The sequence below is a fragment of the Candidatus Latescibacterota bacterium genome, assembly GCA_019038625.1.
Classification (GTDB): Bacteria; Krumholzibacteriota; Krumholzibacteriia; order Krumholzibacteriales; family Krumholzibacteriaceae; genus JAGLYV01.
This window is the reverse complement of the sequence record JAHOYU010000200.1, coordinates 1-13358: the sequence shown is the minus strand read 5'-3', so window position 1 is coordinate 13358 and position 13358 is coordinate 1. Positions and strand designations below refer to the sequence as shown.

Annotated in this window: 11 protein-coding genes; 9 read left to right on the top strand and 2 right to left on the bottom strand. The window is 52.1% G+C overall.

Annotated elements, in window-relative coordinates; genetic code table 11:
• The first annotated feature begins 92 nt into the window (after nucleotides 1–92).
• From asnB to KOO63_13845, 8 genes are all read left to right on the top strand, one after another.
• Nucleotides 93–2075 carry an asparagine synthase (glutamine-hydrolyzing) gene (gene asnB / locus KOO63_13880; GenBank protein ID MBU8922901.1) on the top strand — a complete coding sequence of 661 codons (1983 nt, stop codon included), beginning with the start codon at nucleotides 93–95 and terminating at the stop codon, nucleotides 2073–2075.
• A complete protein-coding gene (locus KOO63_13875) occupies nucleotides 2075–2836 on the top strand; it encodes a phosphocholine cytidylyltransferase family protein (GenBank protein MBU8922900.1) in 762 nt (253 codons plus the stop codon). The genes asnB and KOO63_13875 overlap by 1 nt, the downstream gene beginning before the upstream one ends.
• A gap of 9 nt (nucleotides 2837–2845) precedes the next feature.
• Entirely contained in the window at nucleotides 2846–3607 is a 762-nt protein-coding gene (locus tag KOO63_13870; protein ID MBU8922899.1) for a CDP-alcohol phosphatidyltransferase family protein, read from the top strand.
• Nucleotides 3604–4713 carry a glycosyltransferase family 4 protein gene (locus tag KOO63_13865; GenBank protein ID MBU8922898.1) on the top strand — a complete coding sequence of 370 codons (1110 nt, stop codon included), beginning with the start codon at nucleotides 3604–3606 and terminating at the stop codon, nucleotides 4711–4713. Before KOO63_13870 ends, KOO63_13865 begins: the two co-directional genes overlap by 4 nt.
• A 66-nt stretch (nucleotides 4714–4779) precedes the next feature.
• Nucleotides 4780–5478: a phosphatase PAP2 family protein gene (locus KOO63_13860; protein MBU8922897.1), complete on the top strand. Its 699-nt coding sequence runs from the start codon at nucleotides 4780–4782 to the stop codon at nucleotides 5476–5478.
• Nucleotides 5475–6845, top strand: a complete 1371-nt coding sequence (locus tag KOO63_13855) for a DASS family sodium-coupled anion symporter (GenBank protein MBU8922896.1) — start codon at nucleotides 5475–5477, stop codon at nucleotides 6843–6845. The genes KOO63_13860 and KOO63_13855 overlap by 4 nt, the downstream gene beginning before the upstream one ends.
• Before the next feature lie 37 nt (nucleotides 6846–6882).
• Nucleotides 6883–7254 (top strand): hypothetical protein, encoded by a 372-nt coding sequence (locus tag KOO63_13850; protein MBU8922895.1) that lies wholly within the window; start codon nucleotides 6883–6885, stop codon nucleotides 7252–7254.
• A gap of 15 nt (nucleotides 7255–7269) precedes the next feature.
• Nucleotides 7270–8814, top strand: a complete 1545-nt coding sequence (locus KOO63_13845) for a glycosyltransferase family 39 protein (GenBank protein ID MBU8922894.1) — start codon at nucleotides 7270–7272, stop codon at nucleotides 8812–8814.
• Nucleotides 8815–8860: 46 nt separating this feature from the next.
• Here the strand turns inward: KOO63_13845 and KOO63_13840 are convergent, their stop codons facing one another.
• Nucleotides 8861–10987, bottom strand: a complete 2127-nt coding sequence (locus tag KOO63_13840) for a S9 family peptidase (GenBank protein ID MBU8922893.1) — start codon at nucleotides 10985–10987, stop codon at nucleotides 8861–8863.
• A 203-nt stretch (nucleotides 10988–11190) separates the two neighbouring features.
• On the opposite strand from KOO63_13840, the gene KOO63_13835 reads away from it, so the two are divergent.
• Nucleotides 11191–11967 (top strand): macro domain-containing protein, encoded by a 777-nt coding sequence (locus tag KOO63_13835; GenBank protein MBU8922892.1) that lies wholly within the window; start codon nucleotides 11191–11193, stop codon nucleotides 11965–11967.
• Nucleotides 11968–12019: 52 nt separating this feature from the next.
• Here the strand turns inward: KOO63_13835 and KOO63_13830 are convergent.
• Nucleotides 12020–13358: hypothetical protein (locus KOO63_13830; protein MBU8922891.1), on the bottom strand; the 1339-nt coding region annotated here is incomplete at its 5' end.

The following is a 13358-nucleotide window of genomic DNA, read 5'->3' as shown; positions in this document are numbered from 1 at the left end:
TAATAGCGTCCGGTTGATGGGCGCCACCAGGCGCCCGTCACGTCCTCCCGGTTGTACCGGATTGGAACACTCCGGACCGGAAAGAGAATCAGATGTGTGGAATAGCAGGTATATTTCATTTTGAATCCAGAAGAAAAGTCGACCCGGTCCTGTTGAGGAGGATGACTGATCTCCTCACCCATCGCGGGCCTGACGACTCTGGCTATTTTATCGAGGGAAGGACAGGTCTCGGTCACAGGAGGCTGTCGATAATAGATCTCAAAACTGGCGGCCAGCCGATGACCACTCCCGACGGGACCGTCACTATAGCATTCAACGGAGAGATCTATAATTTCCGCGAACTGAGGAAAAAACTGAAGGCTTCAGGACATTCCTTTCAAACAAATTCTGACACTGAAGTCATACTGGCCTCCTATCGCCAATGGGGAACAAAGTGCCTCGAACAATTCAACGGGATGTTCGCCATCGCGATCTGGGACTCCAGCAGAAACAGGCTGATGCTTGCCAGAGACCGTCTGGGCATCAAACCACTCTATACAGCCGTCGTCGACAATACTCTGCTCTTTGCCTCGGAGGTCAAATCGATCCTGGCTCATCCCAAATTCAAACGCCAGGCTGATCCCGAGTCGATATCAAGCTATCTCGGCTACAGATGCGTCCCGGGCGACAGGACCCTGTTTAAAGACATCGAGAAACTTTCGCCTGGCCACCTTATGGTCTGTGAAAATGGATATATTTCCAGGGAACAGTACTGGGATATCCCCTTCAAACCAGGCGGGCGGGACCAGGGAGAAGAACACTACATAAAGAAAATCAGCGCGCTGATGAAGAAATCCGTCAAACGCCGGATGATCAGTGACGTGCCGATCGGCGCCTACCTGAGTGGAGGCCTGGACAGCTCCATAATCGTATCCCTGATGGCCCAAATGAGCAACGAACCGATCAAGACCTACACGGTCGGATTTCCTGAAGAAGATTTCAACGAGCGTGGCTTTGCCCGGGCTGTCGCGGATATGTATGGCACGGATCACAAAGAGATCATCATCGATGACAGGGACTATACGGACATGATACCGGAACTCATCAGATACAAGGACGCACCCCTTGCCGTAGCCAACGAGGTCCCACTTCATATAATGTCGAGGGAACTGAAAAAGGATATCACCGTAGTTCTCTCTGGCGAAGGTGCGGACGAACTGTTCGCCGGTTACGGACGCATATTCAGAAGTCCGTTCGACTTCGAAAGGTCCAGGTTTCTTGAAAACGACAAGACGATCCTGCCTGAATACAGGGAACAGCTCCTTTCGAAGATCAGACAGATATATGGTGCCGGCAGTTTTCTTGACGAGCTGGATCATTTCACCAGGAAATACCATTGGATGAGTATGCTCGACAAGGAAAGGCTACTCTCAAGAGAGCTCCTCGACAACATCGACAATGATTCGCGGGTAATGAAAGTCTTCGCCGACCAGTTCAAGACAGCAGAGGGATTATCGCATTACGAGAAGCTGCTCTATGTCTTCCAGAAGATACATCTTGAGAATCTCCTTATGAGAGTCGACATGACGACGATGGCGACATCGGTCGAGGCCCGGGTCCCATTCGTAGACCACGAACTTATCGAATATGTCTTCAACATACCTTTTCATCACAAGATAAGATGGAAAAGCGATGTCCACAGGGTGATGGCAGCCTATATGTCAAGCGATGAGATCAGCGAAGTATTCGATACACCCAAGTATATCCTGAAAAAAGCTTTCACCGGCAGCCTTCCCGAAGAGGTCATCACAAGAAAAAAGATGGGCTTTCCCGTGCCCCTCAACAAGTGGCTCGGTGGAAGGTACATGAACTTCATAAAAGAGATACTCCTCGACCGACGAACATACTCGAGGGGCATATTCAATGTCCCGGCGATCGAAAAGATCATAGGGAGTGAGAAAGTCGAGGACCACAATACCGCATTGAAACTCTGGATGCTTATGAACCTTGAGATCTGGTTCAGAGAGTATATCGACAAACCGGAAGGGGGTGTGGTTCCGGCAGTAGAGACACGTCTCGAACACGAGGCTGTCTGATGGTGGAACCCGAAATCATGAGAGTGATCATTCTGGCGGCTGGTATGGGGGAGCGCCTTTACCCTCTCACGAAAAACAGCCCGAAAAGCCTGCTCGAAGTAGGCGGAGGCAAGACCGTACTGGAAAGCCAGCTGGACCATATAGCGCTGGCAGGAATCATGGACGTCACGATCGTGACGGGATACAAGACCGAACAGATAGAAGCGAAAGTACTCGGCTACGAAGATATGTCGATCTCGATCTGTTACAATCCTTTCTTCGCTACCAGCAACAACCTTATTTCCGCGTGGATGGCTATCAGGCAGACAAACGAAAACTTCGTCCTGGTAAACGGTGATGACGTCTTCAAACCCCATGTGCTGTCAGGCCTGATCGAATCACGAAACGACATCACCATGGTCATCGACCGGAAAGAGAATTACGACGAAGACGACATGAAGGTAGTGACCGGAGAAAACAGGGTGTTCAGAGTAAACAAAAAGATCCCGTCAGAAGATGCCAACGGCGAATCGATCGGTATGATCTTCTTCCGAAACAAGGGACACATGATCATATCCGAGACGATGGAGAAGATGGTCCGGAATAAGGAGAACATGAACATCTTCTACCTGGCCGCACTGCAGGAGATAATGGACAGGGGATACCCGGTGAATTACTTCGAATGCTCGGAGGATGACTGGGCCGAAATCGATTTTCATTCGGACCTGTCCTTTATAAGACAACATATCGAAAAATACGCAGCCGACATAGTCAACGTATAGGGGAGCAATATGGAATCTATCGCCCAGCTCAGAGATATATGCAGACGTGACAATGACGAAGACAATCGAAGGACCATGATGCTGGCCGCGAGGGTCTCAATATATTTCACAAGATTGTTCCTCCTGATGAAGATGTCCGCGAATCAGGTCACGTATCTGTTCACCGCGCTCGGCATCGTGGGCGCACTGGCATTTCTCGGCCCGGGACTCTACTGGGCCGTGGCAGGATACCTTCTCTTCAGACTCCATGTTATCGTCGATGTGAGCGATGGAGAAGTAGCGCGCTACCGGCAGACCTTCAGCCCCATAGGCGCCTATCTAGATTTCATCACTCACTATTTCGTATATAACATCATCTGCTTTTCCATTCCTTTCAGATACTGGATGGATTCGGGATGGAGCGTGGCACTCGCATCTGGAGCTGTCCTGATGATGGGCGTGACCCTGAACAGGGCCGGCGTCGACTGCTGGTTCAGAGCCAATTTCGGCAGCTCGGAAAGAGACGAGATCGAGGAAGGCCGCCAGGGCCAGGAGAAAAGCGGACTCCCCGGGATCGCAAAGAAGTTTGTTCTGTCAATCGGACACATCACAAGTATTCAGTCGTTCCTGAACGTGTACATCCTCGCCCTTATCGTGGAACGGATCTTCGGAACGGACATCAGGGCGTATCTGATCCCCGCGTATGCTATCGTGCTGTTATCATTCTCCCTTGGAAGAATAGGGTACACGATCTATCGGGGAAAGATCCCCCGGAGGGCTAATTACTATTGAAAGATCCTGCCGAGAATATGCTGAAGATCTGCCGCATCGCTTCATTTCCGTCAATCGATTCACAAGGCGTCGGACTTCCCGGATATCAGCTCTGCAAGGCTATGGAGAACCCGACGTTATTCCTCACACGGAAGACAGCCGACCCCCTCCCTGTCGGTGACCATATCGACCTCAGGATGATCGATTACTCAAGTCCGGCGTTTTCGGAGAGGCTGAACGCGGGCGTGGCCCTGAAAAAGATCTTTGGGCTCCTGAAGTTCCTGCTCGTATCGATAAACCCGATGACCCGCTTCCACCCGGACATACTTCATATACATTCTCCCCTCTACCTGCTTCATGCCGCCTGGGCCCGTTTCATATTGAGATCAAAAATATGCATGACATTCCATGGGTCCGACCTGTTGAGGATAAAAAAGAATCCTTTTCTAAAATGGGTCCTTCCCCGCCTTGTAGACCTGTTCTTCCATGTGTCTCTCTCGATGCGAGCTGACCTCCAGAGCTTCCTGCCTCATTCCAGGATCATCTACACACCGAATGGAGTGGATCTGGACAAATTCAGGGACCTGGGGCTTTCCCGAAAAAAACAGGTCGTCGCAGTCGGCAATCTGCGCTGGCAGAAAGGGTACAAATACCTTATTGATGCTTTCTCCACACTCACCGACACTCAGTACGATCTCGTCATAGCCGGAGAGGGCCCGCTGAGAGATGAGCTTGAAAATCAGATCGAGGAAGCAGGCCTGACGGGAAAAGTCAGGATGCCGGGAAGACTGGATCATGACCAGCTGGTTAAACTTCTGGGAGAAAGCTCGATCTATGTGATGTCCTCTGTGTCAGAGGGATTCCCGAAAGCTCTTCTTGAAGCAATGGCCTGCGGTCTTCCCGTCGTCACTACAGATGCAGGTTGCTGTCAGGAGGTCGCTGTGGATGCAGGCATATGTGTTGATTGTTCTGATTCCGAAGCACTGGCAGCCGCCCTGAGAATGATCATTGAGGATCAGGGGTTGCGTCATTCGCTGGCCTCTCGAGCGGCAGCATCCGCTCCGATGTACAGCTGGGACGTATCCTGCGATATAGTCAGCTCAGCATATGATTCCCTTTGTGTCTGACCCGGCGGCGGCGACTACCAGGGAACAGCCCTTGTTTTTTCCGAAAAATGATGCAATATTCGAACGATGAATTTCAGGATATTGATATATGTTTCGGCAGCACTTGTCATGATGACATTTCTCCCGGTTCCGTCATCAGCAACGGAGACAGGTGACGTCGACGCGCCCGACCTGGGCGCCTTCCGGCTCCTCAACGGAAAAGCGGTAAACCCATTCTTCGACCTGTTGATGCCGATCGTCACCGACTTCAGAAAGTGGAGGATCGTTCTTGTCCTCGTTTGGGTTGCGCTGATGATCTTCGGCAAGGCAAAAGGCCGGTGGGCAGCCCTTATGATGATCCCGCTCGTCGCGGCAACGGACCAGCTTTGCGCTTCCCTCATTAAACCGCTTGTAGGACGGATGAGACCTTGCGAAGTCCTGGGCGGAGTCCACCTCTGGCATGGCATAGAAGGATGGATAACCACCCCCATGGAAGTAGTTCGAAGCTATAAATCGTCATTCTCCTTTCCGTCCAATCACGCGGCCAACATGACAGGGGCCATGCTGTTTCTCGGACTGGTCTACAGAAAGAGTCTTATATATCTGCTGGTAATAGCATTTGCCGTATCCTATTCCCGGATCTATATCGGCGTCCACTGGCCTCTTGACGTCCTTGCGGGAATGATCATAGGTGCCTCGCTCGCCTTTCTTGCGTGGACAGCCTTCAAATGGATCTACCGCCCTGCCAGAAAAAAGCAGGTAGAAACTCCTGGAGAAAAACAATGAGTTTCGAGATCCTGACACAGAAGAACATCAAAACACTCATTATCCTGTCGATCGCCCTGGCTGCCGGATACGCCGTCACTCTCATTCGCCCTGACGGGCTGAGTGATGCGGGGCGGATTACTTTCGGCATCTTCACTACGGCAGCCCTCCTCTGGATAATCGAACCCTTTCCGCTTTATGTCACATCTTTTATCATCGTCTTCCTGGAAGTGGTCTTTCTCGGCAGGTTCGGAGGTCCTCTGGGGCTGGATAAAAGTGGCTACACCATGTTCCTGACCCCGTTCTTCGGGTCGGTCGTCCTGCTCTTCCTGGGGGGATTCGTGATGGCCAGCGCCGTCAAAAGGTACGGTCTGGACGAAAGGATATCCAGATCCATCCTCCGCCATGTCGGGACAAGGCCCTCTCGCGTCCTTCTCGGCATGATGATCACAACTGCATTTCTTTCCATGTGGATGTCCAATACGGCTACCACCGCGCTGATGATCGCCGTAGCCATTCCCGTCATCAAATCCATTCCGCATGAGGAACCTTTCAGAAAAGCGATCATTCTTGGCATACCCTTCGCCGCAAATATCGGAGGGATTGGGACACCCATAGGCACACCGCCAAATGCGATAGCGATGGGCATCCTCGAACAGATGGGCCGCGGGATGTCTTTCGCCGGCTGGATGCTCCGGGGTATTCCGGTGGTAATAGTATTACTCACCATATGCTGGATCCTGCTCTGCCGGCTCTTCCCGGCAGGGGTCAAAAATATAAACATGTCGATTCCAGTGGACGAAGAGAAGCTGGACCATAAATCGATTTTCATCCTTGTCGTCTTCGCCGTCGTCGTCCTCCTCTGGCTGACCGGAGGTATCCATGGGATACCCTCATCGATCGTAGCCATCATTCCTCTCGTCGTATTCTTCGGGCTGGGCCTTCTCGGCGATGATGACCTGAAGGAAATGGGCTGGGGGATCCTTTTCATAATCGGGGGCGGAATGAGCCTGGGAGTGGCCATGAAACAGAGCGGCCTCGCCGACTGGATCGTCGGCTTGATTCCCTTCGCGGGAATGGAGATATTCCTCATACTGTTGATATTCGCTGTCGCGGCGGCAGTGATGACTACGTTCATATCCAACAGCGCGACTGCCAACCTGCTGATGCCGATAGTGACAGGAATAGCCGCCGTAGCACCGGAGACCAGCGCGGTCACGGTAGCAATCGCAGCCTCAGCAGCCATGATACTTCCTATAAGCACTCCACCGAACGCTATCGCCTACGGTTCGGGCTACGTTCAGATAAGAGACATGATTAAGGGTGGCTCGATAATCACCGCCATTTCAACAGTGTTTATAACATTGTTTATTTACTTCCTGTTCTAATGACAGGAGACGGTTTTTCACCGGAAGAAGGGGTGAAATGGAAAAAGACAGGACTACATCGAGTGAAAGCGCGAGGACGGAACGTTGCCCCGGATGCGACTCTACGTCGACCAAAAACAATATGTATTTCTGCAAGGGCGAAAAGATCCGTGTCTACATCGAATGCGCAGAGTGCGGAGAGTTCGTAGCCAGATATACCCTGTCAGCCTACACATCGGACAAGTCATATGAATCTCTTCTGCGGCGCCTGAGGTTCACGAGGATAAACAGCGGTAAGCGAACGAAGAATATGGTCGAGTGTTTCGAAGAAGATGTAAAGACAGAATTCGAGCATGTCTTGTCGCTTATCAGACAAAACGAGGATGAACGGATGATAGAAAATATCATCGAAGAAGATTTTCCAGGCTAGCCCGAAAAGAGGCCGGTGAAAAACAAATATCAGAATAAAATATTTGTAAACGAATCCTTCCTTGCCGCTGCAGTCATATTCCTGGCCCTGGCTGTCAGGGTCCTTCATGTCATCTTCACCGCAAAGCTCGATCCGCTTGCCGGGGATCTTACCCTGGATGCCGCTATATACGATCAGTGGGCAAAATTCCTGGTATGGGGCGGCGAAGATGTCCCTACCAGGCTGATGCAGGCGCCACTATTCCCATGGTTTATCTCTGTCATCTATCGCATCGCCGGACCGGGTCTCACCGCTGTCAGAGCTGTCCATGCCATACTGGGGACGCTGACCTGCGCGCTGATGATAACCTCGACCCGGCGGCTTTTCCGGTCATCGACAGCTGGTATCCTGTCCGGTCTGATCATGGCCCTTTACCTGCCAGCGATCTTTTACGAAAGTGTGTTGGTTCCAGCGACACTGATACTGTTTCTGAATACATTGTTCGTATTCCTCCTCGTGCCGGAGTCGGGATATCCGGGAAGACCAAGACTCCTGCTGGCGGGATTCGTTCTTGGCCTGTCCGTAGTCGCCAAGCCCGTAGCGCTTCTGCTTCTGCCTTTCGCCTTCATCCATCTGGCTATCAGGATGAATAAGTCCCATCCCCGATTCAACATAAGCTCTTATGTCGGCCGGAGCATATTGATGTTCGCGGGCCTCATCCTGGCAGTCGCCCCACTCACCATCAGAAATTCGATAGTCTCGGGTGAGTTCATCCCCCTGACGACCGGGGGTGGCATCAACATGTATATCGGTAACAACCCGAAAGCTAACGGTTTTTATTCGATCCCCGGATATCGGGGACGATCGCTGGGAGGCACACCTGAGGTACAGCAGACCAGGATGCACTCTATAGCCGAATCGGAGTCTGGGAAAAAGCTGTCAGCAAGCGAGGTGTCGTCGTTCTGGCTGAGGAAGGGTGTCCGACATGACATGGATAATCCGGGCAGTTTCTTCCATCTTCTCTGGCAGAAGACACTTTTTTTCTGGAACGACTACGAACGGGCGAATGTCGAAAGCCTGACGTTTCACAGAAGATTCGGGGGCATTTTGTCCCTCCCTCTATTGACTTTCGGACTCATCGCGCCACTGGGTCTGCTCGGCATTTTTCTTTCCAGGGAAAGAGCAGGCAGGCTATGGCCGCTCTACGGAGGGATACTCACCTACCTCGCTGCCGCTCTGGCGTTCTATGTGCTGGCAAGATACCGTCTCCCGGTCGTCGTATTCCTGGTCCCCCTTGCGGCGGCATCTATGACCGGACTGTTGAAACTTTTCAGGGACAGGCGCTGGACAGAGCTGGTACTTATGCTGGCCGCCCTCTTTCTGCTTGTACGCCTGGTCAACACGACTGTCGCGAAGGATACCGCGGCGGGTGAAGCGGGCCATTACACGCGCCTGGGCATTGTATACGCGGGCAAGGGCGAACGACATCTGGCCCGCGATGCTTTTACCGAGGCCCTCCGACTCGACCCGTCGAACAAGGGAGCTCGCATGGCCCTCGACACACTCGACAGATCCCGATAGATACCCCTTTTGCCGCAATCAATATTTCCGGCTCCACCTGAAAGACCTATAGATCCTCAAAGTCCTCTATCGGCATTTCCTCTCCGTCCCGCCGCAACCATTGCTCGAACCAGTCGAGTATCGACGCGTACCAGAACCGGGCATTGTGGGGTTGGAGTATCCAGTGGTCTTCATCCGGATACCTTATCATCTTCGACGGCACACCGAGTCTCTGGAGAGCCGTGAACATCTGCTCTCCCCCCGTGATCGGCACCCTGTAGTCCAGTTCGCCATGGATGATCAGGTGTGGAGTCGAAAAATTGTTCGCGTACCGGATCGGCGACAGCTCGTCGGTCAGCTCTGGGGTGTCCCAGGGGGTCCCGCCGAATTCCCATTCCGGAAACCACAACTCCTCGGTGCTTCCGTATGAACTCCACTGGTCGGCCTCTCCAGCGTGAGAGACAAGCACGGAGAACATGCCGTCTTCATTGTGCCCCTGGAACCAGTTGCAGACAAAACCGCCGAAGGAGCCTCCCCAGGCACCGACCGCGGCAGGATCGATCCATTCGTTGTTTTCAAGAACATGGCGGACACCGTTTCTGATATCCTGAATTACCTTGCCACCCCAATCATAGTTGATACCATCGCATATCTCCTGCCCATACCCTGTTGAACCACGTGGATTGCAGAAGAAGACCGCGTAGTCCGCGCCCGAGAACATCGCGAACTCGGTCCTGTATGCAAACCCGAACATCTGCTGGGGTCCTCCATGGATCCTGACCAGCATCGGATATTTCTTCGTGGGATCGAAATTCATCGGCTTGATGAGAAATCCATGTATCTTTGTTCCCCCGGCTCCATCGAACCAGACCTCTTCGGCTGTGGGGAAATGGTGTTCCGCGTAGACTTCATCGTTCACACCGGTAAGTTTTCTGACCTTTTTACCCTTACTATCGCACCTGAAGATCTCATAGTAGTGCTCCATCGTGCGGTAAAGATAGGTGAAGAACTTGTCTTTCGGTCCGGGATCTACACCGAGATGATATCCCCTGCCAGAGTTTTCACGGCCTATCACTGTAGAAATCTTTCCACCCTTTGCGGGAACACTCATCAGATTGATATCGCTCGTATCCTCGATCTGGAAAAAGAGTTTCTTCCCATCATGACTCCAGAAGAAGGCGCCCACACTCCTGTCAAAACCTGCTGTGAGGCTGACCAGTTCGCCGGAGGGAAGGGCCATCACCATCAACTCGTACCTGTCCGACTCGTAACCGGGCCGGCGTGTCGCACGCCACGCAAGATACTTGCCTGAAGGAGATATACGAGGATGACTGTCGGCTGCCGGGTTCGAAGTGATCTGCCTTATCTCACCACCTGCGGTCGATACCGCCCATATCTCCTCATTGTAGGAGACCGCCTGGTCCTTTTCCTGTTTTCCCGCGAAATAGACCGTGCTCCCGTCCGGACTGATGTCGAAATCTCTGCCGGCCGATGCGAGCCAGTATGTGAGCGCGTCGAACTCAAGCCCGGGAGTGAGATCGACAGGGTCGCCCCCCTCGACTCCGACCCTGAATATATGCTGCGCCTTACCGTCTTCATATGTGTCCCAGTGCCGATACATGAGAGTCCTGTGGACTATGGCCGAGACCTTTCTCTCTTCTTTTGCTTCGTCTCTTTCCTTTACACAGTCAAGGTCGGGACAATCGGGATATACCCGGCCGGTAAATATGAATCCGCTGCCGTCGGGAAGCCATTCCAGTTCTCCGACTCCCCCCGGGAAATCGGTCACCCTCATCGCCTCACCACCATTTACGGGAATGATGTAGACCTGGCGTGAACCTTCCCTGCCCGAGAGAAAGGCGATCTTTGTCCCACAGGGTGACCACCTCGGATGATTGTCACTTTTTGGACTTGTAGTGAGCCTCTTCGGTTCACCGCCCTCCGATGATATTATCCAGATATCGGAATTTCCGCTGTTCTCTTCGTAATCGGTGACCGACACGACATAGGCTATCCATTTTCCGTCGGGCGAGACCTGGTTGTCTCCGACCCTCTTCAGTTTCCAGATGTCTTTCGGGGTCCATGGACTTTCGCCCTCAGCCGAAGCAGGAACGGTAGATACCACTACCAACGCGGCCAGCGCTACAAGGACAAGGGCAGCGTGCCAGTTGTTTCTGATCATTCCTCGTATCATGATGCTCCTTTCAGGGAATAAATAAATATATCTGATCGTCCTGCCGGCTATCGTAAAGCTTTTGCTTCGCCACCACTGGAGAAAGCCGGCTCCGGAACAGGGATTCTACAACAACAGCCAGATTCTATAAAGACCGAACTTATCCGTATGACAACTGTGTCAAACTACGTTATAACCATAACAACAGAAAAGGGAGGAATAAAATGTTCTGGAATATCGACAATGAAAGAGACGAAAGAAAAACACAGTTCATAGAAAATATCAAGATTCGTAAATGTCATGATCTACTCTCCCCACTGTCCGACAAGCTCCTTGCCTGGGATCATGGAGAGATATCACCCGATGAAGTAATCAGCGCTGCCCTGCATGCCGGAAAGACAGGAACGACCATCATATCAGATTTTAAAAAGAGGCCGGAAGTGATCCTCGCCGGAATCGCGATGGACGAGAATAAATATCTCACTGCTATCGGGGATACAGGCATTTCCGTCAGGCAGGCGAATGTTACTGACGTTTTCTCCGACGCGATCATCTGTCCCGTCCCGGAAGACGGCTCGATGAGGACAGGGACTGCTCTCGTCATCAGGGGAGAAGCGGGGGATGAAGTAGAAGAAGAGCTCAAGACAGGTATTAAAGAAAATGCTCAGGGCGTGATCACCACTACTTCGGGCAGACTGGCTACGGGTAAAATCATCCATGTGCTGACCGGCGGGCAGGGCGCGGTCACGGAAAAACGTTTGATAGAGTCCATCTCTGAAGCTCTACGGATGGCCGAGGAACTTGGCAGCGAGACACTGGCTATCCCGGGATTCTTCCCCGAAGCGGCAGGCCTGAACAGGGAAGTGTGCGCTTCTGCCATCCTGAAAGCTTTGCGGGCCCACGAGGCTGAAAATGTTCAGAAAGCGATCCTCGCTGATCCCGATGAAGATACGATGAAGGCCTGGATAGATATCCTTGAGAAGATGGATGAAGAAGAATAGGCGTCGGATGGAGCCCCGCGTCGATGCCCATTGAGGCATCACCTGTTCAGGTCTAAAGCATGTCGACCGGCACAGAATATCGGAATATCTGACTCACAAAGTAATAGAGATATCCGTCTTCACCTATCAGGATGCTGATTCCAGAAGGGAGTTCGGAGAAGATCACTCGATGGTCGGCGCATCCTTTCTCGATCAGATACAGCCTCCTGTAATTGGTCAGGGCGACTACACGTCCCCCTGATGACATCTCCAGAGTTCTGGGAGTCTCGAGATAACCTTCGAACCTGATCATCTCCCAGTTCCTGCCCCTGTCCGCTGAAAACATGATGCCACCCTCGACTCCAGCGTATATCGATCCGTCCGAGTCCGATGTGATCGAGTTCACCACAGTGGAATCGATCAATGTCTCCCACGTGCTGCCGTAATCCTCCGAGATCAGGAGGCCATTTTCCGTGGCAATATATACGGTACTGTCAGCATTCGCTTCCAACTCCAGCACATTTGTCAGCTCGGGCAGGATTGTTTCCCAGGAGTCACCATAGTCCATAGACCTCATGACTCCATTATCCGTTGCCAGAAATATCATTCCCGCTGGATCGATCTCTATCGAGATCACCAGTGTATCCTCTCCCATCATTCTATATCCCGGGCCTCCTTCACCGGGAATTCTTGTAAGTCCGCAGTATGAGACCAGGATGTCACCATCAGGACAGAGACCTGTCAGTACCGAGTTTGGATGACTATCCTGCCAGCATCCTCCATCCATGTATGTCCAGATATAGGTCCACATATCGTCTGCTTCACCCCTTCTGTGCAGACGGATCCCGGTGAAACCGATCATTCCCCCCGACGAGTCTACCAGCAGGTCCTGAATATGGACATCCAACCGCCCCGCACTCTGCCAGCTAATTCCTTCATCGCACGATCGACACAGGAACGAGGAATAATTTCCATCCACGAGGAAAAGACAGTTTCTGTTCGAAAAGATCATGAGTAGGTACATTCCAGCCGTATTCCAGTCCTTTACCTGCCAGCTTCCCCCTCCGTCACCCGACCATAAAACGCGTCCTTCCCACAAGACCATATACAGACTGCCATCCTCACCGAGCATAAAATGACTCATGTTTAAACCGTCATGTTCAGGAGTGATATCGACCCACTCTCCTTCATTGACCGGATACTTCAACAGGATATCTCTCGCGAACAGATACAGGGTGCTTTCCCCATCGACCAATAAATCGGAGGTATAGTGCGAATATTCCCCCGGCAATATCGGCAATGTTGTCCATGTCGCGCAGTTGTCATCAGAATAAAAGACCTCCCGGGCATAGCGCGGGGAAGCATATACGATATTTCTGACATGGTCGGTCTCGAGGATCATCCCGCTATTT

What these genes read in the sequence shown, in the direction of transcription:
- KOO63_13870 (MBU8922899.1), top strand. Translation starts at nt 2,846, where the DNA reads ATGGAATCTATCGCCCAGCTCAGAGATATATGCAGACGTGACAATGAC.
- KOO63_13840 (MBU8922893.1), bottom strand. Translation starts at nt 10,987, where the DNA reads ATGATACGAGGAATGATCAGAAACAACTGGCACGCTGCCCTTGTCCTT.
- KOO63_13860 (MBU8922897.1), top strand. Translation starts at nt 4,780, where the DNA reads ATGAATTTCAGGATATTGATATATGTTTCGGCAGCACTTGTCATGATG.
- KOO63_13835 (MBU8922892.1), top strand. Translation starts at nt 11,191, where the DNA reads ATGTTCTGGAATATCGACAATGAAAGAGACGAAAGAAAAACACAGTTC.
- KOO63_13855 (MBU8922896.1), top strand. Translation starts at nt 5,475, where the DNA reads ATGAGTTTCGAGATCCTGACACAGAAGAACATCAAAACACTCATTATC.
- KOO63_13850 (MBU8922895.1), top strand. Translation starts at nt 6,883, where the DNA reads ATGGAAAAAGACAGGACTACATCGAGTGAAAGCGCGAGGACGGAACGT.
- KOO63_13875 (MBU8922900.1), top strand. Translation starts at nt 2,075, where the DNA reads ATGGTGGAACCCGAAATCATGAGAGTGATCATTCTGGCGGCTGGTATG.
- asnB (MBU8922901.1), top strand. Translation starts at nt 93, where the DNA reads ATGTGTGGAATAGCAGGTATATTTCATTTTGAATCCAGAAGAAAAGTC.